Genomic DNA, 25,669 nt, shown 5'->3' on the forward strand with positions numbered 1-25,669 from the left:
GGGGAGCGGGTTTCCGACTCGCGCCGCGCCCGGGTACAGTTATCAGGTTGCCTCGGCGAGGGACGTCTGACGGCCGGCAGCGCTGGACCGGTGAGCACACCGGCGGCGCGGGACCGCACGTGTCAGCCAGACCTGTTGGATCTCCGTTATCGACTGGGCGGTCGTCCTCCTGCGCGCCCGTCACACGTCCCGCGCCGACGCAACCGCCCGTCCGGGAGGCCCTCTCACCGTCCGGACAGCCGACCGTCCCCCACTGGCGGCCGGCCCGCAACGCATCTTCCAGGAGTGATCCACGTGTCCGAGATCAAGCTCGCCGCCGAGGCCCGCACCGAGTTCGGCAAGGGCGCCGCGCGCCGCATCCGCCGCGCCGACAAGATCCCCGCCGTCCTCTACGGCCACGGCAGCGCTCCGGTGCACGTCACCCTGCCGGGCCACCAGACGATGATGGCGCTCAAGCACTCGAACGCGCTCTTCTCCATCGAGCTCGAGGGCAAGGGCCAGCTCGCCATCGCCAAGGACGTCCAGCGCGACCCGGTCCGCAACGTCATCGAGCACGTCGACCTGCTCATCGTGAAGAAGGGCGAGAAGGTCGCCGTCGAGGTCCCGGTCGCCGTCACCGGCGAGTCCGCCCCCGGCACCATCCACCTCGTCGACCTGCAGACTCTCGCCATCGAGGCCGAGGCGACGCACCTGCCCGAGTCCGTCGAGGTCTCCATCGAGGGCCTCGAGGCCGGCACCACCGTCACGGCGGGCGAGGTGAAGCTCCCCTCCGGCGCGACGCTCACGACGGACCCCGAGCTCGTCGTCGTGACGATCTCCGTGCCGCAGGACAACTCGGCGGACATCGAGGCCGCCGAGGCCGAGGCCGCCGAGCAGGCCGCCGGCTCCGAGGCCGCCGCCGAGGCGACCGCGGGCGAGTGACCCCCCGCGCGGACGTCGTCCGCGCCACGCTCTCGTCGAGGCGTCCGGCACCCTGGTGCCGGACGCCTCGTGCGCGTCGGGAGCCGGGACCGTGCAGGACGTCAGCGAAGGAACGGTGCACATGAGCGACCAGCCGTGGCTCGTCGTCGGGCTCGGGAACCCGGGCTCCGGCTACGCCGGCAACCGCCACAACCTCGGCCACATGGTCCTGGACGTCCTCGCGGGCCGGGCCGGCGCCCGGTTCGCGCGGCACCCGCGCGCGCAGGCCGCCGTCGCGGAGGCGCGCCTCGGCATGCTGCCCGGCGGGCGTCCCGGGCCGCGCGTCGTGCTCGCGAAGCCCACGACGTACATGAACGTCTCGGGCGGGCCCGTGGCGGGGCTCGCGAAGTACTACGGCATCGATCCTGAGCACGTTGTCGTGGTCCACGACGAGGTGGACATCCCCTTCGGCACCGTCAAGCTGAAGGTCGGCGGCGGCGAGGGCGGCCACAACGGGCTGCGCGACATCACCAAGGCGCTCGGCACGAAGGACTACGTCCGGGTCCGGGGCGGCGTCGGGCGTCCGCCCGGCCGCATGGACACCGCCGACTACGTGCTCAAGGACTTCAAGGGCACCGAGGCGAAGGAGCTGCCCTTCCTCCTCGACGACGCGGCCGACGCCGTCGAGATGCTGCTCACCGAGGGGCTGCTCGCCGCACAGGGCAAGTACCACGCCCGAGCCTGACCGGTCCCGCCCGCCGAGGCCCCTCCGCCCCGTCCCGCCTGCGGAAATCACCCGGGTGAGGCTCGGCGAACCGGGCCTCGCGGGCCCCGCGCACCACTAGCCTCGCAGGAAGGCACAGGGCGGCAGGGCGGGAGTGACGGTGGCGGCGACGCTGAGCATCGCGATGGTGGGCACGCGCGGCGTCCCGGCACGGTACGGCGGCTTCGAGACGGCGGTCGAGGAGGTCGGCTCGCGCCTCGCGGCGCGCGGGCACCGCGTCCGCGTCTACACGCGCACGGGGAACACCGAGGACGTCGTCCGCGAGCACCTCGGCATGGAGGTCGTCACCGCGGGCGCGCTTCGCAGCCGCTCGCTCGAGACGCTGAGCCACACGGCCGTGTCGGTCGCCCACCTCGTCGCGCACCGCACGGACGCGGCCTTCGTCTTCAACGCGGCGAACGCCCCGTTCCTGCCGCTGCTGCGCGCGGCGCGCATCCCGGTCGCGACCCACGTAGACGGGCTCGAGTGGCGGCGCGCGAAGTGGGGGCCCACGGGCCGCCGCTACTACCGCGCGGCCGAGACGACGGCCGTCCGGTGCTCCGACGCGATCATCGCCGACGCCCGGGGCATCCAGGACTACTACGCGCGCGAGTACGGCGTCCCGTCGTCGCTCATCGCGTACGGCGCCCCGCTGCTCGACGACGACCGCGGCGCGCGCGTCGCCGAGCTGGGGCTCGAGCCCGAGGGCTACCACCTCGTCGTCGCGCGGTTCGAGCCCGAGAACCACGTGCAGGAGATCGTCGAGGGCTACGTGCGGTCCACCGCGACGAAGCCCCTCGTGGTCGTCGGCTCGGCGCCGTACTCCGCGGAGTACACCGACCGGATCGACCGGCTCGCGCAGGGGGACGCGCGGGTCCGGCTGCTCGGCGCGGTGTGGGACCAGGAGCTGCTCGACGACCTCTACGCGTCCGCGTTCACCTACGTCCACGGGCACTCCGTCGGGGGGACCAACCCGTCGCTCCTGCGCGCGATCGGCGCCGGCGCGCCCGTCGTCGCGTTCGACGTGGACTTCAACCGCGAGGTCGTGCGCGACCCCGGCCTCTACTTCCGCGGCCCGCACGACCTCGCCGGGATCCTCGAGGAAGCCGAGCGCGACGAGCTGGGGACGCTCGAGCGCGGCCGCGCGAACCGCAAGCGCGCCGAGGACTACTCGTGGGACGACGTCGCCGACGGGTACGAGCAGCTCGCGCGCGACCTCGCGGCCCGGCGCACGCCCGGGCCGTGGCGGACCGCGCGCCGTCGCGCCGCTGCCGCGGACCGGCAGGACGCGCCTCGCCCCGCCGCAGCCGCCGACGACCCGGCCCTCGGTGACCCGGCCCTCGGTGACCCGGCCCTCGGTGACCCGCCCCGCCGGGTCCTGTTCGACGCCTACTGGTGGGACCGGGGGCCGTTCTCGAACCGGGCGGTCCAGCGCGCGCTCATCCACCACTGGCACGAGCGGTTCCCGCAGGACGAGCTCGTGCTCGCCGTCCGCGGCGGGGAGAGTGCTGCGCCGTCGGACCTGCCGCCCGGCGCGCGGACGATCGGGACGCGCCTGTACCCGCACGCGGTGTCGAACGCGGTCGAGCTCGGCCGGCTCGCGCGGACGGTCCACGCCGACGTCGTCGTCGCCCACAACTACACGCCGGTCGGGCGGGTCCCGACGGTGACGTTCGTCCACGACGTGATGTTCCGCGACCACCCCGAGTGGTTCTCGCGGACGGAGCGCGCGTACTTCGCGCCGATGATCCCGCTCCTGCGTGCGGCGGACGCGGTCGCGACGTCGTCGCGCACGGAGGCGGACCGCATCGAGGGCCGCTCCGGCCGCCCGGTCACGCCCGTGGGGCTGGGCGTGCCGCGCACCCTGACCGACGCCGTCCCGCGCCCGCCCGCGGGGATCGACCCGGGGCTCCCGTTCGCGCTGTGCGTGGGGCGCCTCAACGTCCGCAAGAACCTCGAGGCCGTGCTGCGCGCCGTCCCGCTGTCCGCGCGGCTGGGGCCCGAGGCGCCCCTCCTGGTCGTCGGGGGAGCCGAGCACTCCGGCGTCGCCCCGGACCTCCCGCCGGGCACGGACGCGCTCCTCGCGAGCGGTGCGGTGCGGCTGCTCGGCGCGATCGACGACGCCGAGCTCGCGTGGCTCTACTCCCGCGCCGCCGTCACGGCGTTCCTGTCGCGCGACGAGGGCTTCGGGCTGCCGGTGCTGGAGGCGACGCACTTCGGCTCGCCGCTCGTGCTGGCCGACACCCCCGTCTTCCGCGAGCTCGCCGACGGCCTCGCGCGCTTCGTCCCGCTCGACGCGCCGTCGCGCGACGTCGCGGCTGCGCTGGACGCCGCCTGGGGGACGATCCCGGACGCCGCGCTGCGCGAGCGGCTGCTCGCCCGGTACGAGTGGGACCGCGTGGTGGAGCGGCTGCGCGGGCTCGTCCCGTGACGCGGCCGCGCGTCGTCGTGCACCTCGCGCACGAGCAGGACCCGGTGGCGTGGCGGGCGCGGTACGCGGCGGGGGAGACCCTGGACCGCACGCCCTACGGCTACGACCTCGCCGCGGGCACGGTCGACCTCGCGTGGAGCGTGTCCCACCGCGAGCGGCCGTCCGTGGCGCGCGTGCGGCGCGCGCTCGCGGCGCGGCTCGGGACCGACGTCGTGCACGCGTGGCGCAACCGCGCGCTCCTGGGGAGCGCCGACGTCGTGTGGACGCACACCGAGCGCGAGCACCTCGCGGTCGGCCTCGTGCGCGCGACGCTGCCCCGACGCCGCAGGCCCGCCGTCCTCGCGCAGTCCGTGTGGCTCTGGGACCGGTGGGACGACCTCGGTCGCGCCCGCCGCCGTCTCTTCGCGGCCGTGCTGCGCGGGCACGCGGTCGAGGCGGTGCACAGCGACGTCAACCGGCGCGTGGCGCTGGACCGGGTGCCCGGTCGGCGGGTCGTCCTCGTCCCGTTCGGGACGGCGCCCGCGACGGGGGAGGTGCCTGCGGCCGGGACCGACGGTGTCGCGTCCGCGCCCGAGGTGCTGGCTGTGGGCAACGACCGGGACCGGGACTGGGACGTGCTGCGCGCCGCGCTCGACCTGCTGCCCGGGGTGACCGCGCGCGTCGCGTCGCGGTCGGCGGCCGCGGCCCGGGTCGCGGTCCCGGGCCGGGTCGACGTCGCGCCCGCGACGGGCCGCGCCGAGCTCGCGCGGCTCTACGTGGGTTGCCGGGTCGTCGTCGTGCCGCTGCGCGAGAACCGGCACGCGTCCGGCGCGACGGCGTGCGTCGAGGCGATGGCGGCGGGCCGCGCGCTCGTCGTGACCGACGCGGGCGGGGTGCGCGACTACGTCGCGGGGACGCGGGCCCGGCTCGTCGCCCCGCACGACGCCGCCGCGCTCGCCGAGGCGGTGCGGCACGCGCTCGGCCCGGGGGAGGCGACGAGCGCCGCGGACGTCCGGGCGCGGGGCCTGCGGCAGGAGGACTACGTCGCGCGGTACGTGCTGCTCACGCGGGCGCTCGTCGCTCAGGCGGAGATCCCCGCCGCGGTCTCGTCGTTCGAGCCGGTCGCCGAGGAGGCGGGCGTCGCTCCCTGAGGCGTCGCGCCGTCGCGGGCGTACTGCCGGTGCAGGTGCCCGAACGCGCCGGCGACCATGCCCCGGCCCCGGTGGCTCGTGCGCAGACCGCGCGCGTCGCTCTCCAGGTCGCCCGTCCAGCGGCCCCAGACGTGCCGGGCCGCGCCCGCGACGGTGCGTCCCGCGCCCCCGACGAGGGCGCGCGCCCGCACGAGAGCCCGGCGCGCGGGCCCCCGGGCGAGGCGGAGCTCGACCTGCACCGCGCCGTTGCCGCCGTTGAACGCGCGCCGCATCGCCCAGGCCCGGGTCATGCGCTCGGCCGGGACGAGGTCCTCCGCCTCGGACTCGTTGCACCACACGATCCGGCCGCCCGCGGCGACGAGCGCGCGCGAGAAGAGCGTGTCCTCGCCCCCGGCGAGGCCCAGCGTGACGTCGAACCGGGTCCCGAGCGACCGCACCTGCCGCAGGTCCAGCAGGAGGTTCCCGCTCGCCGCGACGGGGATCTCGATCCCGGTCGGGCGCGGTCGACGGCGGAACACGCCCGTCGCGAGCAGCCACGGGTCGGGCTCGTGCGCGAACACGGAGATCACGCGGCCCATGACGGCCGCCGGGCGACCCGTCTCGCGCCACGTGTCCACGAGGGCCGCGAGCCACCGCTCGCGCGGGCGCTCGTCGTCGTCGAGGAACGCGAGCAGGTCGGCGTCGGCCGTCTCGTCGAGCGCGCGGTCGCGCACGGCGGCGATGCCCGGGCGCGGCTCGACGACGTAGCGCACGGGCAGCGGGGCGTCCCGCACGACCTGCCGCGCCGACCCAGCGGGGTCGTTGTCCAGGACGAGCACCTCCACCCGGGCGCCCTCCACCTCGGCCACCCGCTCGGGCAGCCGCGCGAGCAGCCCGGCGAGCGTCGCGGGGCGCCGGAACGTCGGGACCGCGACGACCAGCCGGAGCTCAGGAGGGGGCGTCACTGCGGATGAACCTCATCTTCCCGCCCACCTGCGGGATGTGGTCGACGAGCTCGAGCGTCACCGGCACGAGCCCGCGCGTCGCGCGGCGCAGCGTCGCGAGGGCCCGCTCGATGTCGGCGCGCTCGTCGCTCGCCGGGATGCAGCGCAGCGTCACGGCGTAGTCGCTGCCCTGCACGATCTCGAACTGCCGCACCGAGAGCGGCGCGTGGTCGAAGATGTGGCCGAGCGCCCCGGCGATGGTCGTCCCGTCCGGGAGCCGGACGGCGTCGGAGGCCCGGCCCGAGACCGCGCCGAGCCGGGGCAGGGAGCGCCCGCACGCGCACGTCTCGCGGTGGATGCTGCTCACGTCGCCGAGGCGGTACCGCACCACGGGGAAGACGCGGTTCGTCAGGTCGGTGACGACGACGTTGCCCTCCTGCCCGTCGGGGACCGGGCGGTCGTCGTCGTCGAGGATCTCGACGCGGCGCACGTCCCAGAACACGTGCATCCCGGACTGCTCGGCGCACTCGCCGGCGATCCACGGCACCTCGGCGCTGCGGTAGTGGTCGTAGACGGGCGCCCGGAGCGCCGTCGCGATCTCCGCGCGGACGCCCGGGGCGAGCGGCGCGGCCGTGACCGCGACCGCGCGCGGCGGCGCGAGCTCGATGCCGAGCCGTCCCGTGCGCCGGACCAGCTCCAGCACGCCCCCGCCGTAGCCCAGCAGGAAGGGCGGTCGCAGGCGGTTCCAGCGGCGCGCGAACTCGGTGACCGTCTCGTCGGTGATGCGGAACGCGTCGAGCTGCACGCGGCGGCTCGGGAGCCACTGCAGGTCGTGACGGACGCGCGCGAGGCCCTCCAGCATGTGCCGCGTGATGATCCCGCGGTCCTCCCACGGCTCGACGCCCCACCACCGGAACAGCCGCCACTCGAGCGCGCGCGCCGGGAAACGCAGGTCGCGCAGCACGTGCAGGGGGAGGCCCGTGCTGCCGCCCGTGCGCGACGTCGCCGACGTGCGGTCCGTCGCCTCGTCGGTGCGGATCGTGTCGAAGTGCTCGCGCAGGGCGGGCTTGTCGACCAGGGGGAGCGCGGCGAGCACCGCGTCGTCCCGGAGGTCGGCCGCGGTGATCCCGGCGTCGCGGTAGAGGTCCCGGTAGAACGGGCTGTGCTCGGACGCGAACCGGGCGTGCCGCAGGGCGCGCTCGCGCGAGAGCTGCTCCAGCGCCGGTGCGGGGAGGGCGTCGTGCCGCACGAACGCGTCGAGCTGGGCCGTGCTGTCCCGGCCCACGACGGCCGCCTTGGCGCGGAACGCCGCCTCGGCGATCACGCGGCTCCCTCCCGCCCGGCGCGGCGGCGCGACCGGCGGCCTGCGAGCGCGGTGCGGTAGGCGCGGGCGTGCGCCGCCCCCGCGTCCGTCCACTCGCGGCGCGACAGGTCCGGACGCGCGCCCTCCGGGATCGCGGCCGCCTCGGCGAGCGCCCCGACGAGGCGCTCGCCCGTGAGCCGGTCGTCGAACATGAGCACCCACTCGTCGCCCACCTCCTTCGCGAGGGCCTCGTTCACCGCGTTGCGCGGCACGAGGACCGGACGGTCGAGCGACAGGGCGGCGAGCACGCTCCCGGAGTTGTGCATGAACCGGTAGGCCAGCACCACGAGCTGGGACCGCGAGGCGAGGGCGACGAGCTCGTCGTCCTGGAGGAAGCGCAGGGTCAGCTCGACGCCGGGCAGGTCCGCGGTCTCCGCGCGCAGCGAGGTCTCGAGCTCGGCCGACGACGGTCGCCCGCCGATCTCCAGGCTCAGGTCCTCGCGCAGGGCGCGCGCCTCGCGGTAGGCGCGCACGAGGTCGCCCACGCTCTTGTAGCGCCGCACGCCGCCGAAGTAGCCCGCTCGTCCCGGGACCCGCTCGTCCCGGGCGTACCGGGCGAACCAGTCACGGTAGTGGCCGTGGAGGATCGTGGTGCGCGGCTGCTCCGCGGGCAGCTCGGTCGTCTCGTTGAGGACGATGCGGTGGTCCGTCGAGCGGTCGACGCGGACCAGGAGCCAGCGCGAGACGCGCGGGACGTCGGGCAGCTCGACGTTGTGGACCGTCCGCACGACGACCACGCGGCTCAGGCGGTGCCGCACGAGGATCGCGGCGACGAGCACGTGCTTCGCGGCGGCCTTCCACCACGTGGTGCCCTCGAGCTTGCCCTCGGGCCAGTGCCAGTGGAAGACGTCGTAGCGGCCCACGATCGCCGTGCGCCAGTCGAAGCGCAGGTGCTCCACGGACGGCTCCGCCGCGAGGGCCGCGTCGAGCTGGGTGATGTACGGGTTCGTGGTCGGCCGCGGCGCGCGGAACGACTGCATCACCCGCACGGGCCTCACGAGGGGACTCCCGCCGTGGTCGCCGCGCCGCGTTCCAGGGCCTGGAGCGACCGGTACCACCGCACGGCCGCGAGGGGCAGGACGAGCGCGTTCACGACGGCCAGCGCGGTGTACACGACGAGGAACGCGGAGGGGAGCCACAGCAGCGCGAACGAGAGGCACAGGAAGCCGTAGTCGGTCGGGAGCACCGCGAGCGTGTAGAGCGGGTGCTCGCGGAGCCGGCCCCCGGTCCCGTGCGCGGCCCCGCCCGGCGAGCCCTTGGCGCGGCGCACCAGGTCGACCGCGACGATCCCGAAGAAGAACGTGCTGCTCACGACGCAGAACGCGAGGGGCACGACGAGCCAGCCGGCGTCGACGTCGTAGTACCGGAACCAGCAGACGAGCACCGCGAGGTGCAGGGCCACCGTCTTGAGGGCGTCGAAGAAGTGGTCGAGCCACTCGCCCGCCGCGCTCCCCGACCGCGAGAGCCGCGCGAGCTGGCCGTCCGCGGAGTCGAGGGCGTACCCGAGGACGAGGAGCACGACGGCCGCGAGCGACGACGCGAGCGTCGGCTCGGCGAGCGCGATGGTCGCGATCCCGGCGAGTGTGGTCGCCGCGCTGACGAGCGTCACCGCGTCCGGCGTCAGGCCGAGCACGTACGCGCCTGCGGCGAGCGGGCGGCCGAGCGGGCGGTTGACGAAGCGCGAGTACGCGGCCGCGCCGCTCGAGGACTTCTGCGCGTCGTGCAGTCGCGTCATCGCCGCGCCGAACTCGGACATGGGCACCTCGCGAAAGAGACGGGGGGAGCTTCTGGGAAGCGGCGGCGACGGATTGTCTGCCCGCCCCCGACCGTGCCGAGAATCGTATCCAGGCGGGGGCGGGTGAACAGCGGGTGAGGTTGTATCTCGCCCGGGTGAATTCCGGCGTCACGGCCCGACGGCGGGCTTAGGATCGCCGCGACGGCCGACGTGCCAGGACCTGGAGGTGACGACCGTGGACGACGTCTCGGACGCCTCCGGCGACCTCGCGATCGTGGTCGTGAGCTACGGCTCCGCCGCGCTCCTCGAGCGCAACCTCGGCGCGCGCGGCGCGGTCGGGGAGGCGCGCGTGCTCGTCGTCGACAACCGCTCGACGACGGCGGAGCGCGAGCGGGCGTCCCGCCTGGCGGGCGAGCGCGGCTGGGACCTGCTCGCCCCGGCCGAGAACCTGGGCTTCGGCGGCGGCGCCAACCTGGGGATGCGCGCGGCGTTCGACGCCGGCGCCGCCGAGGTGCTCCTGCTCAACCCCGACGCGACGATCGCCGCGGCCGACGTCCGGACCCTGCGAGCGGCCGTCCAGGACGACCGCCTGCTCCTCGTGTCCCCGGTCGTCCTCACGCCCGCCGGGCGCCGCTGGTTCGGGGGCCTCGACGTCTACCTCGACGACGGCACGTTCCGCGCGCCGTCTCGCCGCGACGAGCACCCGGGCGCCGCGCGCGTGGAGTGGCTCAGCGGCGCGTGCCTGCTCGTCACCCGGGAGGTCTGGGAGCGCACGGGCGGGTTCGACGACGCCTACTTCCTCTACTGGGAGGACGTCGACCTGTCCTACCGCCTGCAGCGCGCGGGCGGCCGGGTCGCCGTCGTCGAGGACGCCGTCGCGGTCCACGACGAGGGCGGGACCCACCGCGACGGCCGGCAGCGGCCGGAGGCCAAGTCGGAGACGTACTACTACTACAACATCCGCAACCGGATGCTGTTCGCCGCGCTGCACCTCGACGAGGTGTCCGTGCGGCGCTGGCGGCGCAGCGCGCCGGGCAACGCCCGCGCGGTCCTGCGGCGCGGCGGCCGACGCCAGTTCCTGCGGCCGGTCGTCCCGCTGCGGGCGGCCTGGCGCGGGCTGCGCGACGGCCGGCGGGCGGCCCGGCAGGGCGCCGCGACGGCGGACCGGCGCGAGCCGGCACGGAGCACGACCGGAGGCGGACGATGAACGCGGAGAACGACGGCGCCCCCGAGGGCGCCACCCCGACGCGGCGGCCCTCCCGCCGTGCCGTCGCCGTGATCGGGGCGGCGGTCGCGCTCGCGGTCGCCGTCACCCTCGTCGTGCTGCAGCCGTGGCGGTCCGACGGCGACCAGTCCCCGGGCGGGACGGTCACGCCCGCGCCGGTCGCCTCCCCGGAGGAGAGCGGCGACGCCTCGGCGGACGCGACCGCGGACGACGCGGGCGACGCAGGCGACGGGGACGGCGCCGCCGCGGCGGGCGGCGACGCGACCGCCGGGACGGCCGAGGGCGACGGGGCGGACCCCGCCGTCGTGCCCGTGGCCCCCGAGCTCGAGCCGGCCGAGCCCGACCAGACGGTCCAGGCGCCCGACGGCGTCACCGTCCGGCTCGCGCAGGTCGAGCACGTCGAGGGCGAGGCCGTGGCCGCGGGCGAGACCTCGGGTCCGGCCGTCCGCCTCACCGTCGAGGTCACGAACGGGACCGACGCCCCGCTCGACCTCTCCTACGCCGTGGTCAACGCCTACACGGGCGAGGACCGCGCGCCGGCCGGGCGCCTCGTGCAGCCCGGCGGCCGGCCCTTCGAGGGCGAGCTCGCCCCGGGCGAGAGCGGGACGGGCGTCGTCCTGTTCTCCATCCCCGAGGCCGACCGCGACGACGTCACCGTCGCGGTGGAGTACGCGCCGGGCACGTCGACCGTGGTATTTCGCGGCGATCTGTCCTGACCCGCGCGGGAAGGGGCGGTAAATTTCGCCCGCTCGCGCCGTTCTGCGGCCGGTTCTCCGGCGCTACAGTCACAACGTCCGGCTGATGGACCGGCATTTCCGCGGGTCCGCGACGAAGAGAGTGACCCATGAAAAACAATGATGTGAGTCGGACGGTCGTCCAGGGCTCTCTTCGTGGCGCGCCGCCGGGACGGCGACGTGTCGTCGGCCGGGTCGCCGGGCTGACCGTCGCCGCCCTCGTCGCGACGGCGCTCGTCGCCCCGGCGGCCGGCGCGGTCGAGAGCGCGGCGCCTGCCGCGGCCCCCGCCGCCGTCGCGCCCGACGCGCCGGTCGCCGCGGCCGCCACCCCGGCCGACTCGACCGTCCCGGTCACGGCCGACCCCCTGCCCACGACCCAGATCGACGGGATCGTCTGGGCGCAGACCATCGTCGGCGGCCGCGCGTACGCCGGCGGACAGTTCACCTCGGCACGCCCCGCGGGTGCGGCGGCCGGGACGGGGGAGACCCCGCGCGCGAACATCCTGCGGTACGACGTCGAGACCGGCGTGCTCGACGGGTCCTGGAACCCGGGCACGAACGGCCGCGTCCTCGCGATCTCGTCGTCGCCGGACGGCAAGCGGCTCTACGTCGCGGGCGCGTTCACCGAGATCGCCGGCCAGACGCGGTACCGCCTCGCGGCGTTCGACACCGCGACCGGCGCGCTCGTCTCGAGCTGGAACCCGGGCACGAACTCCACGGTCTACGACATCAAGGCGACGAACTCCACGGTCTACATCACCGGCGAGTTCTCCAACGTCAACAACACCGCGCGCGCCCGCATCGCCGCCCTGGACGCGTCCACCGGTGCGCTGCTCGGCTTCGCGCCGGAGCTCGCCGGCGGGTACGGCGGCCGCGCGATCGAGATCTCGCCCGACGGCGCCAAGGTGGTCGTCGCGGGCTCCTTCACGAGCACCAACGGGTCGACGAACCCCGGCCGCGGCATGGCGGCCCTCGACGCGACGACGGGCACCGTGCTCCCGTGGGCCGTCAACTCCGTGATCCGCAACGGCGGCGACAACGCCGCGATCTACTCGCTCGCGTCCGACGGCGACAGCGTCTACGGGTCGGGCTACGACTACGGCGGCAGCAAGACGGAGGACGACTTCGAGGGCTCGTTCCGCGCGAGCTGGTCCGACGGGTCGCTCGTCTGGATGGAGGACTGCCACGGCGACACGTACTCCGTGTACCCGGCCGGCGACTCCGTCTACGTCGCGACGCACGCGCACTACTGCGGCAACATCGGCGAGTTCCCGCAGACGGACCCCTGGACGGTGAACCACTCGCTGGCCTTCGCCAAGGAGCCGTCGGACCGCAAGATCACGCCGGACATCTGGGGCTACCGCAGCTTCACGGGCCAGACGGCGGGCAAGCTGCTGCACTGGTACCCGACGTGGAGCACGGGCAGCGCGTCCGGGATCTCGCAGGCCGGGTGGGACATCACGGCCAACGACAAGTACGTCGTGTATGGCGGCGAGTTCACGCGCGTCGCCGGCGCCCGGCAGCAAGGGCTGGTGCGGTTCGCGCGGCGCGACGTCGCCCCGACGAAGATCGGCCCGACGATCCAGGGCGGGCAGTACGTCATCTCGACGCGGTCCCTCGTCAGCGGGAGCGCCCGCGTCTCCTGGCCGGCGAACATCGACCAGGACAACGCCGAGCTGACCTACGAGCTGTACCGCCGCGGCACGACCGCGCCGATCTCCACGCAGAAGGCGTCGTCCACGTACTGGGTGCGCCCGACCATGGGCTACACCGACTCCGGCCTCGCGCCGGGCAGCACGGTCGAGTACCGCGTCAAGGTGATCGACGGCGACGGCAACTCCACGGTCTCGAACTGGACGCCGGTCACGATCGCGGCGCAGGGGTCGAGCACGGCCTACAACGACTCGGTGCTCGGCGACTCGCCGGTGAGCTACTGGCCGATGAACGAGGCGAGCGGGAGCAGCGCGACCGACTGGGCCTCGCTGTCCGACCTCGCGCTCACGAACGGCACGACCCGCGGCGTCGACGGCAAGGACGTCCCGCCGACGGCGAAGGCGACGCGCTTCTCGGGCGCCAACGGCGTCTCCGGGAGCACCCCGACCGCGTCCACCGGTCCGCAGCGGTTCTCCGTCGAGGCCTGGTTCCGCACGACCTCGACGTCGGGCGGCAAGATCGTCGGCTTCGGCAACGCCAAGACCGGCACGTCGTCGAGCTACGACCGGCACATCTACATGAACAACTCGGGGCGCCTGACGTTCGGCGTCCACCCGGGGATGGTCCGCGAGATCACGACCGCCGGCTCGTACAACGACGGCGCGTGGCACCACGTGGTCGGCACGCTCGACGGCTCCGGCATGACCTTCTGGGTCGACGGCGTCAAGGCGGGTCAGCGCAGCGACACGACGTCGGCGCAGTCCTACTCGGGCTACTGGCGCGTCGGTGGGGACAGCCAGTCGGGCTGGCCGAACAGCGGGAGCTCGAACTTCTTCAACGGCACCATCTCCGACGTCGCCGTGTACGACCGTGCGCTCACCCGCGGCGAGGTCGCCGACCACTGGACGGCGAGCGGCCGTCCCGCGGCCGGGGCCACCGCGCCGCAGGACGCGTACGGCCAGGCGGTCTACTCGCTCGAGCCGACGCTGTACTGGCGGCTCGGCGAGTCCTCGGGCTCGGTCGCGAAGGACTCCGGCCCCGACGCGTCCGACGGCTCGTACTCCGGCCCCGTGACGAAGTCGCAGACCGGCGCGCTCACGGGCGTGACGGACACGGCGGTGCGCTTCCAGCCGACGAAGAACATCTTCGGCACCTGGAACGGCGGGCTGGTCGCGAGCCAGCGCAGCTACGCCAACCCGACGGTGTACTCGGTCGAGACCTGGTTCAAGACCGACACCACGACCGGCGGGAAGCTCATCGGGTTCGGCAGCAGCCGGACGGGCACGAGCTCCAACTACGACCGCCACGTGTACATGTCGGCCGACGGCAAGGTGAAGTTCGGCGCGTACGACGGCGCGCAGCAGGTGCTCAGCACCACGGGCTCGTACCGGGACAACGCCTGGCACCACGTCGTGGCGACGCAGTCGAGCGAGGGCATGCGGCTCTACCTCGACGGCGAGCTGGTCGGGTCGAACGACAAGGCCGTGCCGGAGAACACCACCGGCTACTGGCGGCTCGGCGGCGACAACGGCTGGGAGGGCGACACCTACTGGAAGGGCTACCTCGACGAGGCGGCCGTCTACCCGGTCGCGCTCACGCCGGCCCAGGTGAAGCAGCACTTCCAGCTGGGCTCCGGCACCACGCCGAACGTCCCGCCGCAGGCGGTCGTGACGGCGCAGGCCGACGGGCTCACGGTGTCGGTCGACGGCTCGGGGTCGAGCGACCCGGACGGCACCCTGACCGGGTACGCGTGGGACTTCGGTGACGGCGCGACCGGCACCGGGGCGACGGCGACCCACACCTACGACGCGCCGGGGACGTACACGATCACGCTCGACGTGACCGACGACCGCGGGGCGACGGCCACGGCGACGACCTCGGTGAAGGTGCTCGCGCCGAACGTGAAGCCGCAGGCGGCGTTCACGGCCTCCGCGACGGACCTCACCGTTGCGGTGGACGGCTCGTCGTCGAGCGACCCGGACGGCACGATCGCGTCGTACGCGTGGAGCTTCGGGGACGACGCGACCGCGGAGGGCGCCACGGCCTCGCACACCTACGCGCAGGCCGGGACGTACACGGTCACGCTCACGGTGACGGACGACCGCGGGGGCACGTCCTCCGTGTCGCACGACGTCGTGGCGACCGCGCCGGCGGAGGACGTCGTCGCGCGCGACACGTTCGACCGCGCGGTGACCTCCGGCTGGGGCACGACGACGTCGGGCGCGGCGTGGTCCGCGCTCGGCGGGGCCGCGGCCTTCTCGGTCGCGGACTCGGCCGGCACGTTGACAATGTCGCCCTCCTGGACGCGCGAGGCGCGCCTGGCGGGGGTCTCGGAGTCGCGGGCCCGCACCGAGACGACGTTCTTGTCGGACGTCGCGTCGGTGGGCGGGACGACGTCGGTCACGCTCATCGGCCGGCAGGTCGGGACGAGCACGTACTCCGCGCGTGTCCGCCTCGAGCCCAACGGGCTCATGCGGCTGTACCTGCTCCGGGACGAGACGCTCCTCGGGAACCAGCTGCTCCCCGCGACGTACGCACCCGGCACGCGGTACACGGTGTCGATCTCGGCGGTCGGGACGTCCCCGACGACGCTCTCCGCCAAGGTGTGGCCCACGGCGGCCGGCCCGGCGCAGGCGTGGCACCTCGAGGCGACCGACACGACGGCGGCGCTCCAGTCGCCCGGCACGGTGAGCATCAAGGTGGCCGTGAGCTCGGCGTCCACCAACCCGACGACGCGCGTGTCGTTCGACGACGTCAAGGTGGTGCGCGAGCCGTAGGCCCGCCGCCCCTCACGTCCGCCGGTGCCCCCGGGTCCTCGACCCGGGGGCACCGGCGCGTCCCCGGGGGCTTCCCGGGGGCTCAGGGACTACCGAGCGGGGTGGCGCTGCCGCGGTCGGGCAGCGTGTACGGCGTCGCGATCGCCACGCCGAGCATGAGGACGGTGGCGGACACCGAGTAGAACGGGCTGAAGAGCAGATCCCACGCGCACGAGAGCGCGAGGTAGAGCAGGAGCGCCGACGCCGCGTTGCGGCCGAGGTCGGCGAGGGTGCCGCGCCAGACGACGACGACGCACGCGACGGCGAACAGCATGCCGACGAGCCCGAACCGGATCCACTGGTCGCCGAGCACGGAGTGCACCTCGAAGCCGGACCCGAAGAGGTACTTCTCGACGTAGCCGTTGTTGGGGTCGTAGTTGAGGCGCGCCATCCCGGTCTTCGCGGTGAGCAGGTCCTCGAGGTTGGGCACGGCGCCCGCGCCGTACCCCCAGGGCCGGGCCGCCACCAGCGCGGTCGCGGCGCCCATCTCGGGTCGCCCGCCCGTGAAGACGGAGCCCGACGTCTGGATCTGCATCTCCGTGCGCTGCTGCGCGTCCGCGCCCAGGTAGCCGTCGAGCACGAGGGTCTGCATCCCGAGGAAGACGACGAGCGCGAGCACGCCGAGCTGCGTCGCGACGCGCACCCCGCCGGACCGCACGCGCAGGCCGGTGCGCATCGCCTGCCAGGCGACGAGGAGAGCGACCATGAGCATCGTCGTCGCGGCCGAGCGCGAGTCGTTGACCGCGGAGACCCCGGCGAGCGCGAGGGCGGCGACGACCTGCAGCCCGCGCGACCGCGTGCTGAGGCACAGCGCGAGCACGAGCACGGTCACGGGCATGCCGAACGTGTACTTCCAGGGGTTGTCGGCGCCGCCGGTGCGCAGGGCGGCCGCGACGAGCGCGCCGACCCCGAAGAGGACGGCGACGGTCGAGGTCTCGAGGACGGCGCGGCACCACAGGAGCACCCCGGCGCCGAGGACGAGCGCTGAGAGCGTGATGAGACCGTCTCGCAGGGCCAGCGACGACAGCACGCGGTCCGGGGCGGAGAGCTCGGTGAGCAGGACGCCGCTCAGCAGGGCGAGGACGCCGAGCCCCACGAACCACCGGCCGGGCCGGGACCGGCGCACGACGGGGAGCCACACGGGGAGCAGCACGAGCCCGACGACGATCGCCGGGGTGATCCCCGCGACGATCGGGATCCAGGCGCCGCACGCGAGGGCGGCCGCGCCGGCCGCGATGCGCGTCGCGACGTCGGACACCCCCGGGAGGGGCTCCGCCGTCGGGACGGTCGTCGAAGGCCCGGTCCCGGGCTCGGCCCCGGCGCGCGCCGTCATCGCGTCGTCACCCGGTCGTCACGGCGTCGTGCGGCGGTCCGCGTCCTCGACGGCGCGCGGCGCCGCCGCGTCGTCGGCCGTCGCGGCGGGGCTGACGTCGGGGGACCCGGCCTCGCGCGAGAACGCGCCGGGGACGCCGACCCGGGAGTCGTTGACGTAGTAGGCGCTGCGCCCGCGCGGCTTGACGTCGTTGAGCACGATGCCGATGACGTCCGCCTCGCCCCGCTCGAACTTGTCGACCGTCTGGCGCAGCCGCGAGATGCGGGTCTTGCGGGCCCGGGCGACGACGAGCACGCCGTCCACGGCGCGCGAGAGCCAGAGCGGGTCGCTCAGCGGGAGGATCGGCGCGGTGTCGATCACGACGTAGTCGTAGTGCGTCCGCAGGTCGCCGATCACGGCGACGAGCCGCTCGGAGGACAGCAGCACGCCGGGGTTCGCGGGCAGGACGCCGCTCGGCAGCACGAAGAGGTTGGGGCGCGTCCAGGGGAGCACGATGTCCTCCTGGGCCACGTCGCCGACGAGCAGGTTCGTCAGGCCGACCGACCCCTCCAGCCCGGTGACGCGCGCGATCGAGGGCCGGCGCAGGTCGGCGTCGACGAGGAGCACGCTGCTCCCGTCCTCGGCGAGCGAGAGCGCGAGGCTGATCGCGATCGAGCTCTTCCCCTCGCCCGCGTCGCCGGAGGAGACCATGAGCACGCGGCGGCCGTGGTCGACGTCCGCGAAGCGCACGTTGGCGACGAGCGTGCGCACGCTCTCGGACGGGCGGCTCCCCGGACCGGCGGCGACGACGGCGGGCAGCGACGTGCGCGACGGCACCTTGACCACCTCGCCGAGGAACGGCACCCCGAGCATCGACTGGATCGACGACGAGCTGACGACGCGGCGCGCGAGCAGCTCGCGCAGGACGGCGTACGTCACGCCGACGGCGAGCCCCGCGGCGAGGCCGACCATCATGAGCATGCGCGTGTTGGGCGCGATGGGGTTCACGGGCTGGCGCGCGGGGGCGATCGTCGTGATCCGCACGGCCGACGAGCGGTCGGCCAGCTGCGGCGACAGCTCGGGGACGGCCAGCGCGAGCTGGTCGCTGATCCCGTCGGCGATCTCCCGCGCGCGGTCCGGCGAGGTGTCGCTCACCGCGATCTCGATGACGACCGTGTTGAGCGGCGTGTTCACGCTGACGCTGCGGGCCAGGCGGGCGGGCGTGGTGTCGAGGCCCAGGTCCTCGATCACGGGCTCGAGCACGTACGGCGACTGCGCGAGCACCGCGTACGACGCCACGAGGTTCTGCACGTAGTTCGAGCCCTGCACGAGCTCGGCGGCGTTCTCGCCCTGCTCGGGGACGACCATCACGGACGCCGACGACTGGTACACCTTCGGTTCCGAGCGCGCGTAGCCGAACCCGGCGACCGCCCCCAGGACGGCGCACACGGCGACCACGACCCAGTGGCGCAGCACCGCGGTCACGTACTCGCGCAGCGTCATCTCTCGCCCTCCGCGGCCGGTCGGCACCGTCGGCGACGGGCCCTGCCGTCCACCGTAGTCGGGCGCACCGGACGGACGCCGCAGGTCGGGCGGGATTCACCCTCCCGCGACGGTCGGATCTCGTGGAGAAGGTCCTAAGATCGTGAATTCCGGGCAGCGGACCGGCGCTCGGGCCTGCGGGCGACGCACCGGGAGCACGAGGAGGACGAGTGGGCCTCTGGCGTTCGGTGACCGGGACGGCCGGCGCCAAGGTCGCCGTGATGGGCCTGGCGGGGCTCCTCGGGATCGTCACCAGCCGCCTGATCATCGAGCACTTCGGCGTCGCGTCCTACGCCCAGTACGGTCTGCTCAACGGGCTGCGCAACCTCCTGCCGTTCGCCGACCTGGGCATCGGCGCGGTCGTCATCAACGCCATCGCGGAGGCGTCGTCCCCGCGCGAGTCGGAGCGGGTCCACCGGACGCTGACGACGGCGCTGCGCGTCCTCACCGTCTCGGGCCTGATCATCGCCGCCGTGTGCGTGGCGATCCAGCTCCTCGGGTGGTGGCCCCTCCTGCTGGGCGACGGCCTCGTCGCGGGCGGGGACGTCGTCGCGACGCTGTGCCTCGTCGTGTTCGGGCTGTCGCTCCCGCTGGGGATCGGCATCCGGGTCCTCATCGGGCTCAAGCAGAACGTGCTCCAGACGTTCCTCCAGGGCGTCGTGTCGCCGCTCTTCTTCGTCGGCGTCGTCGTGCTCGTCCTTGTCGGCAAGGGGCAGGGCGGCGACTACGTCGCCCTCGTCTCCTACGTCGCGGCCGGGCTCGCGTCGGCGATCACGGTGAGCGTCGCGGCGCGCCTGCTCGCGCCCCAGGTCGGCCGGGCGTTCCGCGACGTCCCGCGGCGCCGGGCGGTGCCCGGGGTGCCGGTGGCCGCGGTCGCGGTGCCGATGCTCGTGCAGTCCGTCGCGATGCCGGTCGCGATGCAGAGCGACCGGCTGCTCCTGTCCCACCTGTCCACGACGCAGGCGCTCGCGCAGTACACGTTCGCGACCCAGCTCTTCGGGCTCGTCATGCAGGCGATCATCGCGGCGGGCGTCAGCATGTGGCCCTACTTCGCGCAGGCGCGGGCGCGCGACGAGGTGATGAGCCCGTTCCGGATCTCCCTCGCGTTCCTCGCCGGGGGCGTGCTGCTGTCGACGGTGCTCGCGCTGTGCCTGCCGTTCCTCCAGGACGTGGTCGCCGACGGCAAGATCACCGTGCCGCTCGCGCTGGTCCTGGGCTACTGCGCGCTCGTCGCGGTCCAGGCGCTCAACTACCCGCCGGGCATGTACATGACCGACGAGCGCGGCCTGCGGTTCCAGGTCGTCCCCGTCCTGCTCATGACCGTGAGCAACGTGGCGCTCTCCTGGGTGCTCATCGAGCCGCTGGGCGCGGCCGGGCCGGTCGTCGGGTCGGCGGTCGCGATCCTCGTCTTCCAGGTGGTGCCGAACTCGATCTGGGTCGCCCGGGACCTGCGCGCCCGACGGCGGGCCGCGGCGGCGGGGCGCTCGGAGGAAGCCCCGGTGGCGGGGGCCTGACGCACGCCCGCGCGCGGAACGATGTGGGTCCACGCGCGTAGTGTGGACGCCGGACCCGATCGCCCGCCCCGGTCGGGACCGTCGTCGTGCCCTCTCCTCGAAGGACCTCCATGAACCTCACCGGCATCCTGCCCGCGCTGCTCGCCGACCAGGCCGCGGCGGCCGCGGTCGAGCACGTGCGCGCCCGCGGCGAGGCCGACGTCGTCGGCCCGGCCGGCGTCCGCCCGCCGCTCCTCGCGGCGATGGCGGGGGCGCGCGCGACGGGGCCGGTGCCGGACGGCGACGCCCCGGCGTCGGGCGGCGGGGGTGGCCCGGCGTGGGCCGCGGGCTCGCGCCCGCTCGTGGTGGTCACCGCGACGGGGCGCGACGCGGACGAGCTGGCCGCGAGCGTGCGCGCCTACCTGCCGGACGAGCTGGGCGACGTCGTCGCGGTGCTGCCGAGCTGGGAGACGCTGCCGCACGAGCGCCTGAGCCCGCGCGCGGACACGGTCGCCAAGCGCATCGCGGTGTTCCGCCGCCTCGCGCACCCGGACCCGGAGGTCGGCCCGTCCGGTCCCGTCCGGGTGCTCGTCATGCCGGTCCGGGCGCTCCTGCAGCCCGTCGTGGACGGGCTGGGGGACCTCGAGCCGGTCGAGCTGCACGCGGGCACGACGGCGGACCTCACCGACGTCGCGGAGCGGCTCGTCGCGGCGGCGTACACGCGCGTGGACATGGTCGAGCGGCGCGGCGAGTTCGCGGTCCGCGGCGGCATCCTCGACATCTTCCCGCCCACGGAGGACCACCCGCTGCGCGTGGAGTTCTGGGGCGACGAGGTGTCGGAGATCCGCTGGTTCGCGGTCGCGGACCAGCGCAGCCTGGAGATCGCCGAGCACGGGCTGTGGGCGCCGCCGTGCCGCGAGATCCTGCTCACGGACTCGGTGCGGGCGCGCGCCGCCGCGCTGGTGGAGGACCTGCCGGGCGCGACCGAGATGCTCGACCGGCTCGCGGCGGGCGTCGCGGTCGAGGGCATGGAGTCCCTCGCGCCGGTGCTCGTGGACCGCATGGTCCCGGTGCTCGAGCTCGTGCCCGACGACGCGCTCCTCGTCGTCGACGACGCCGAGCGCGTGCGCCGTCGCGCGCACGACCTGGTGGCGACCACGGAGGAGTTCCTCGCCGCGGCCTGGACGGGCGCGGTGGCGGGCGGCAAGGCGCCGGTTGACCTCTCCGCGGCGTCGTTCGAGACGTTCTCCGAGGTGCGCGCGGTCGCGCAGCGCCGCGGTCTGGGCTGGTGGACGCTGTCGTCGTTCGCGCTCGACAACCCCGACCTCGACGTCCCGCCGGACGCCGACGGGAGCGCCGCTGCGGACGCCGCCACGTCGAGCGGCGGCGCGGGCACGACGGCCGCCCACGTCGGCGAGAGCGCCGACGGCGTGCCGACCTTCACGCTCGGCGCGCGCGACGTCGAGTCCTACCGCGGCGACGTGGCGCGCGCGCTCGACGACGTGCGCGGGCTGCAGCACGCGGGCTGGCGGCTCGTGCTCACGACGGAGGGCCACGGGCCGGCCAAGCGCATGGTCGAGCAGCTCGGCGCGGCCGACACGCCCGCGCGCCTCGTGCCGCGGCTCGACGACGAGCCCGAGGGCGGCATCGTCCTCGTCACGCCGGCGATGGTCGGCAAGGGCTTCGTCGCGCCGGGGCTGCGGCTCGCCGTCTTCTCCGAGGCCGACCTCACGGGCCGGGCCGGCACGAGCACGCGCGACATGCGCAAGATGCCCAGCCGGCGTCGCAACGTCGTCGACCCGCTCCAGCTCAAGGCGGGCGACTTCGTGGTGCACGAGCAGCACGGCGTGGGCCGCTTCGTCGAGCTGGTGCAGCGGACGCTCGGCACGGGCGGCAACGCCGCGACGCGCGAGTACCTCGTGATCGAGTACGCGTCGAGCAAGCGTGGCCAGCCGGGCGACCGCCTCTTCGTGCCCATGGACCAGCTCGACCAGGTCACGAAGTACACGGGCGGCGAGGCTCCGAGCCTCAACAAGATGGGCGGGTCGGACTGGGCCAAGACGAAGTCCCGCGCGCGCAAGCACGTCAAGGAGATCGCGGGTGAGCTCATCCGCCTGTACTCGGCGCGCATGGCCACGCAGGGCCACGCGTTCGGCCCGGACACGCCGTGGCAGCGCGAGCTGGAGGACGCGTTCGCGTACGTCGAGACGCCCGACCAGCTCGCGACGATCGACGAGGTCAAGGCCGACATGGAGAAGACGGTCCCGATGGACCGGCTCGTGTGCGGCGACGTCGGCTACGGCAAGACGGAGATCGCGATCCGCGCGGCGTTCAAGGCGGTCCAGGACGGCAAGCAGGTCGCGGTGCTCGTGCCCACGACGCTGCTCGTGCAGCAGCACCTCGAGACGTTCTCCGAGCGGTACGCGGGCTTCCCCGTGACGGTCAAGGCGCTGTCGCGCTTCCAGACCCCCAAGGAGTCCGAGGAGGTCGTGGACGGGCTGGCCCAGGGGACGGTGGACGTCGTCATCGGCACCCACCGCCTCATCACGGGCAGCGTGCGGTTCAAGGACCTGGGCCTCGTCATCATCGACGAGGAGCAGCGGTTCGGCGTCGAGCACAAGGAGACGCTCAAGCAGTTGCGGACCAACGTGGACGTGCTCGCCATGTCCGCGACCCCGATCCCGCGCACGCTCGAGATGGCCGTCACGGGCATCCGCGAGATGTCGACGCTCGCGACCCCGCCGGAGGAGCGGCACCCCGTCCTCACGTACGTCGGGGCGTACGAGGAGAAGCAGATCGCCGCGGCGCTGCGCCGCGAGCTCCTGCGCGAGGGCCAGGTGTTCTACGTGCACAACAAGGTCGAGACGATCGAGCGCACCGCGGCGCGGCTGCGCGAGCTCGTCCCCGAGGCCCGCGTGGGCGTCGCGCACGGCAAGATGAACGAGCACCAGCTCGACCAGGTGATCCGGGCGTTCTGGGAGAAGGAGCTCGACGTCCTCGTCTGCACGACGATCATCGAGACGGGCCTCGACATCTCCAACGCGAACACGCTGATCCTCGAGCGCGCGGACATGCTCGGCCTGTCCCAGCTCCACCAGCTCCGCGGCCGCGTGGGCCGCGGGCGCGAGCGCGCGTACGCGTACTTCCTGTACCCGCCCGAGCGGCCCCTCACCGAGACCGCGCACGACCGCCTCGCCACGATCGCGGCCCACACCGACCTCGGCGCAGGCATGCAGGTCGCCATGAAGGACCTCGAGATCCGCGGCGCGGGCAACCTGCTCGGCGGGGAGCAGTCCGGCCACATCGCGGGCGTCGGGTTCGACCTGTACGTGCGCATGGTGGGGGAGGCCGTCGCGAACTACCGCGGCGACGGGCCCGAGGAGCAGCCGGAGGTCTCGATCGAGCTCCCGGTCGACGCGCACCTGCCGGAGTCCTACATCGCGACCGAGCGCCTGCGGCTCGAGGCGTACAAGAAGATCGCCGCCGCGGCGGACGCGCCGGAGCTCGCCGAGGTGCGGGCCGAGCTCGTCGACCGCTACGGGGCGCTCCCGGACGTCGCGTCCGCGCTGTTCGACGTCGCGGACTTCCGCAACCACGCCCGCCGGGCGGGGCTCACGGACGTCACGGCGCAGGGCAAGTTCATCCGGTTCGCGCCGGTCGACCTCCCCGAGTCGGCGCAGCTGCGGCTCAAGCGCCTCTACCCGGGCACGCTGCTCAAGCCCGCGATCCGCGCGATCCTCGTGCCGTACCCGACGACGGCACGCATCGGCGGCCGTCCGCTGCGCGGCGCGGAGGTGCTCGGTTGGGCGCGCCAGCTCATCGACGCCGTGGTGCTCGGCGAGGTGAGCGCGGCCGCGACGGTGGGGACGTCGTCGGCCCGCTGACGCGCGGTCAGCGCAGGCGCCAGCTCCGCCGGCCGCCGTGCCGGGGGGAGCTGCTGCCGCCGCGCCCGGTGGGGTCGGTGCCGTCGCCGCCGCCGGGGAACGGCGGCGTGCGCGCGCCCCGCTCGGTGAGGGTGGGGGACCACTCGAGGCGCCGGGCGGCGGGCGGGTGCACGACGCGGGCGACCGCCGCGACCGCGGTGTCGATCGTCGTGAACGCCTGCCGGTAGGCCCGCTCGGAGCGGCCGTGCGGGTCCGGGATGTCGAGGGGCGTGCGCGGGGTGATCGTCCGGACGCGCTGGGCGCTCGCGATCTCCGGGAGGCGGGCGATGCGGTCGGCGTCGCTCTCGTCCGGGTCTACGGGCAGTTCGATCGCCGAGAGCAGCGCGGCGAGCTCCAGGAGCGTGTAGGTGCGTCGGACGGCCTGGGGGACGAGGGTGACGACGGCGGCCCGCTGGGCCCGGGACATCGTGAGGACGAGGTCCGCCTGCTCGATCATCGCCGCCGTGAGCTGCCGCCCGGTGTGCGTCGACGCCTCCAGGCCGCGTGCCGTCAGCAGCCGCGCCATCGGCTCGTCGAGCGGTGCTCCCTCGAGCGCGTGCGTCCCGGCGCTCGACACCGTGACGCTCGTGTCGCTGCGGATGCTGAGCAGCCTCTCGGCGGTGGGGGAGCGGCAGACGTTCCCGGTGCACACGGTGAGGACCTGGGACGGCATGACTGAGGTCGGCACTCCCTCCGGTGCGCGGGGACGTCGTCCGGAAAGGCGACCGACCGAAGGTAGCACGCAGCGATCGGGCCCCTGCCGGGCGGGCGGGCGGGTGCGCTCCCACGCGCTCGTCGAGCCCACAATTCACCCGGTGGGCCGCCTTCTTCACCCTCGCAGGGCGTGGTTGCGGGCCTCCTCCCGGTCCTAGCCTGGACGCGGCCCCCTCGCCGTGCGGGGCGCGCGGCCGAGGACGGGAGGACGGGCATGAAGGTCGGGTACGCCCCCGGTGCGTGGGACCTGTTCCACGTCGGGCACCTCAACGTCCTCCGGCACGCCCGCAGCGAGTGCGACTACCTCGTCGCGGGTGTCGTGGACGACGACATGCTCGAGCTCGCCAAGGGCCGGCGCCCGGTCGTCCCCGTCACGGAGCGCGCGGAGATCGTCCGCCACGTCCGGTTCGTCGACGAGGTGTTCGTCGAGACCCAGCCCGACAAGCTCGAGACCTGGCGCCAGCGCCCGTTCGACGTGTTCTTCAAGGGCGACGACTGGCGCGGCACCCCGAAGGGCGCCGAGCTGGAGCGTCGCTTCGCCGAGGTGGGCGTCGAGGTCGTCTACTTCCCCTACACGGTGCACACGTCGAGCACGGCGCTGCGGCGCGCGCTGACGCTGCTGGAGCCGACGGCCGGGCTCACGGTCGAGGGCTGAGCCCTCCCGCGGTCAGCTCTTGCGGCCGTCGAGGAAGTAGGCGATGGGCCCGACCCAGTTGACGAGGAGCGCGAGGCCCCACGCGAGCTTGGTCCCGTTCACCTGCTCCGCCGGCCGACGCACGAGGTCCCGGTACGCCGCGGCGGTGAGCGTGACCTGGGCGGCTCCCACGACCCCGACGGCGATCCGCTGACCCGTCGTCAGGTCCTTCCACCGGCGCTTGGTTCCCATGGCGTCTCCTCTCGGTTCGTCCTCCGACGCTATGCCGTCCGGGCCGCCGCCGCACCGGCACGACCCGTCCGCACGACCCGTCGACACGGGTCGTGACAGCCCGCGCCGGTCTCTGTAAGGTTGCAG

General features: G+C 74.5%; 18 protein-coding genes and 1 pseudogene. 11 read left to right on the top strand and 8 right to left on the bottom strand.

What is annotated here, in order from left to right; all coding sequences use genetic code 11:
- Window positions 1–294: 294 nt before the first annotated feature.
- The 5 genes and pseudogenes from ACI769_RS16830 to ACI769_RS16850 all read left to right on the top strand — a co-directional run bounded on the left by ACI769_RS16830 (window position 295) and on the right by ACI769_RS16850 (window position 5,224).
- Window positions 295–921 (top strand): 50S ribosomal protein L25/general stress protein Ctc, encoded by a 627-nt coding sequence (locus ACI769_RS16830; protein ID WP_021482199.1) that lies wholly within the window; start codon window positions 295–297, stop codon window positions 919–921.
- 121 nt (window positions 922–1,042) lie between these two features.
- Window positions 1,043–1,645 carry an aminoacyl-tRNA hydrolase gene (gene pth / locus ACI769_RS16835; RefSeq protein WP_409142009.1) on the top strand — a complete coding sequence of 201 codons (603 nt, stop codon included), beginning with the start codon at window positions 1,043–1,045 and terminating at the stop codon, window positions 1,643–1,645.
- Between the two features lie 163 nt (window positions 1,646–1,808).
- Window positions 1,809–2,927: pseudogene (locus tag ACI769_RS16840) on the top strand (DUF1972 domain-containing protein); the annotation flags it as partial.
- 216 nt (window positions 2,928–3,143) lie between these two features.
- Entirely contained in the window at window positions 3,144–4,094 is a 951-nt protein-coding gene (locus tag ACI769_RS16845; protein WP_409142024.1) for a glycosyltransferase, read from the top strand.
- A complete protein-coding gene (locus ACI769_RS16850; protein WP_409142010.1) occupies window positions 4,091–5,224 on the top strand; it encodes a glycosyltransferase in 1,134 nt (377 codons plus the stop codon). The genes ACI769_RS16845 and ACI769_RS16850 overlap by 4 nt, the downstream gene beginning before the upstream one ends.
- Here the strand turns inward: ACI769_RS16850 and ACI769_RS16855 are convergent.
- The 4 genes from ACI769_RS16855 to ACI769_RS16870 are packed head-to-tail and all read right to left on the bottom strand — an operon-like array spanning window position 5,155 to window position 9,266.
- Window positions 5,155–6,168 (bottom strand): glycosyltransferase family 2 protein, encoded by a 1,014-nt coding sequence (locus ACI769_RS16855; protein WP_409142011.1) that lies wholly within the window; start codon window positions 6,166–6,168, stop codon window positions 5,155–5,157. The two genes, ACI769_RS16850 and ACI769_RS16855, sit on opposite strands and share 70 nt — an antisense overlap.
- A complete protein-coding gene (locus tag ACI769_RS16860; protein WP_409142012.1) occupies window positions 6,152–7,471 on the bottom strand; it encodes a phenylacetate--CoA ligase family protein in 1,320 nt (439 codons plus the stop codon). Before ACI769_RS16860 ends, ACI769_RS16855 begins: the two co-directional genes overlap by 17 nt.
- Complete coding sequence (locus ACI769_RS16865; RefSeq protein ID WP_409142013.1) at window positions 7,468–8,508, bottom strand: glycosyl transferase; 1,041 nt, start codon at window positions 8,506–8,508, stop codon at window positions 7,468–7,470. The genes ACI769_RS16860 and ACI769_RS16865 overlap by 4 nt, the downstream gene beginning before the upstream one ends.
- Entirely contained in the window at window positions 8,505–9,266 is a 762-nt protein-coding gene (locus ACI769_RS16870) for a CDP-alcohol phosphatidyltransferase family protein (protein ID WP_114554039.1), read from the bottom strand. The genes ACI769_RS16865 and ACI769_RS16870 overlap by 4 nt, the downstream gene beginning before the upstream one ends.
- A 214-nt stretch (window positions 9,267–9,480) precedes the next feature.
- Here ACI769_RS16870 and ACI769_RS16875 point away from each other — a divergent pair, with 214 nt between their 5' ends.
- The 3 genes from ACI769_RS16875 to ACI769_RS16885 all read left to right on the top strand — a co-directional run bounded on the left by ACI769_RS16875 (window position 9,481) and on the right by ACI769_RS16885 (window position 15,634).
- A complete protein-coding gene (locus ACI769_RS16875) occupies window positions 9,481–10,452 on the top strand; it encodes a glycosyltransferase (protein ID WP_285678791.1) in 972 nt (323 codons plus the stop codon).
- Entirely contained in the window at window positions 10,449–11,186 is a 738-nt protein-coding gene (locus ACI769_RS16880) for a hypothetical protein (RefSeq protein ID WP_137281434.1), read from the top strand. The genes ACI769_RS16875 and ACI769_RS16880 overlap by 4 nt, the downstream gene beginning before the upstream one ends.
- Window positions 11,187–11,314: 128 nt before the next feature.
- Window positions 11,315–15,634 carry a LamG-like jellyroll fold domain-containing protein gene (locus ACI769_RS16885; RefSeq protein WP_409142014.1) on the top strand — a complete coding sequence of 1,440 codons (4,320 nt, stop codon included), beginning with the start codon at window positions 11,315–11,317 and terminating at the stop codon, window positions 15,632–15,634.
- A gap of 82 nt (window positions 15,635–15,716) precedes the next feature.
- On the opposite strand, the gene ACI769_RS16890 is transcribed toward ACI769_RS16885, so the two are convergent.
- Both ACI769_RS16890 and ACI769_RS16895 read right to left on the bottom strand, forming a co-directional pair.
- Window positions 15,717–17,006 (bottom strand): hypothetical protein, encoded by a 1,290-nt coding sequence (locus tag ACI769_RS16890; protein WP_409142015.1) that lies wholly within the window; start codon window positions 17,004–17,006, stop codon window positions 15,717–15,719.
- 18 nt (window positions 17,007–17,024) lie between these two features.
- Window positions 17,025–18,488 carry a polysaccharide biosynthesis tyrosine autokinase gene (locus ACI769_RS16895; RefSeq protein WP_085387461.1) on the bottom strand — a complete coding sequence of 488 codons (1,464 nt, stop codon included), beginning with the start codon at window positions 18,486–18,488 and terminating at the stop codon, window positions 17,025–17,027.
- 209 nt (window positions 18,489–18,697) lie between these two features.
- Between ACI769_RS16895 and ACI769_RS16900 the strand changes: the two genes are divergently transcribed.
- Together ACI769_RS16900 and mfd are read left to right on the top strand one after the other, a co-directional pair.
- A complete protein-coding gene (locus ACI769_RS16900) occupies window positions 18,698–20,041 on the top strand; it encodes an oligosaccharide flippase family protein (protein ID WP_232322728.1) in 1,344 nt (447 codons plus the stop codon).
- A gap of 110 nt (window positions 20,042–20,151) precedes the next feature.
- Window positions 20,152–23,904 (top strand): transcription-repair coupling factor, encoded by a 3,753-nt coding sequence (gene mfd / locus ACI769_RS16905; protein ID WP_085387462.1) that lies wholly within the window; start codon window positions 20,152–20,154, stop codon window positions 23,902–23,904.
- A 7-nt stretch (window positions 23,905–23,911) separates the two neighbouring features.
- Here the strand turns inward: mfd and ACI769_RS16910 are convergent, their stop codons facing one another.
- Window positions 23,912–24,616 (bottom strand): hypothetical protein, encoded by a 705-nt coding sequence (locus tag ACI769_RS16910; protein WP_085387463.1) that lies wholly within the window; start codon window positions 24,614–24,616, stop codon window positions 23,912–23,914.
- Between the two features lie 255 nt (window positions 24,617–24,871).
- On the opposite strand from ACI769_RS16910, the gene ACI769_RS16915 reads away from it, so the two are divergent.
- Entirely contained in the window at window positions 24,872–25,312 is a 441-nt protein-coding gene (locus ACI769_RS16915) for an adenylyltransferase/cytidyltransferase family protein (protein WP_021483197.1), read from the top strand.
- Window positions 25,313–25,324: 12 nt separating this feature from the next.
- Here the strand turns inward: ACI769_RS16915 and ACI769_RS16920 are convergent, their stop codons facing one another.
- Window positions 25,325–25,543, bottom strand: a complete 219-nt coding sequence (locus ACI769_RS16920) for a PLD nuclease N-terminal domain-containing protein (protein WP_085387464.1) — start codon at window positions 25,541–25,543, stop codon at window positions 25,325–25,327.
- Between the last annotated feature and the right edge of the window lie 126 nt (window positions 25,544–25,669).

It is taken from the genome of Cellulosimicrobium sp. RS (assembly GCF_046159675.1).
In the GTDB taxonomy this organism is placed as follows: domain Bacteria; phylum Actinomycetota; class Actinomycetes; order Actinomycetales; family Cellulomonadaceae; genus Cellulosimicrobium; species Cellulosimicrobium funkei.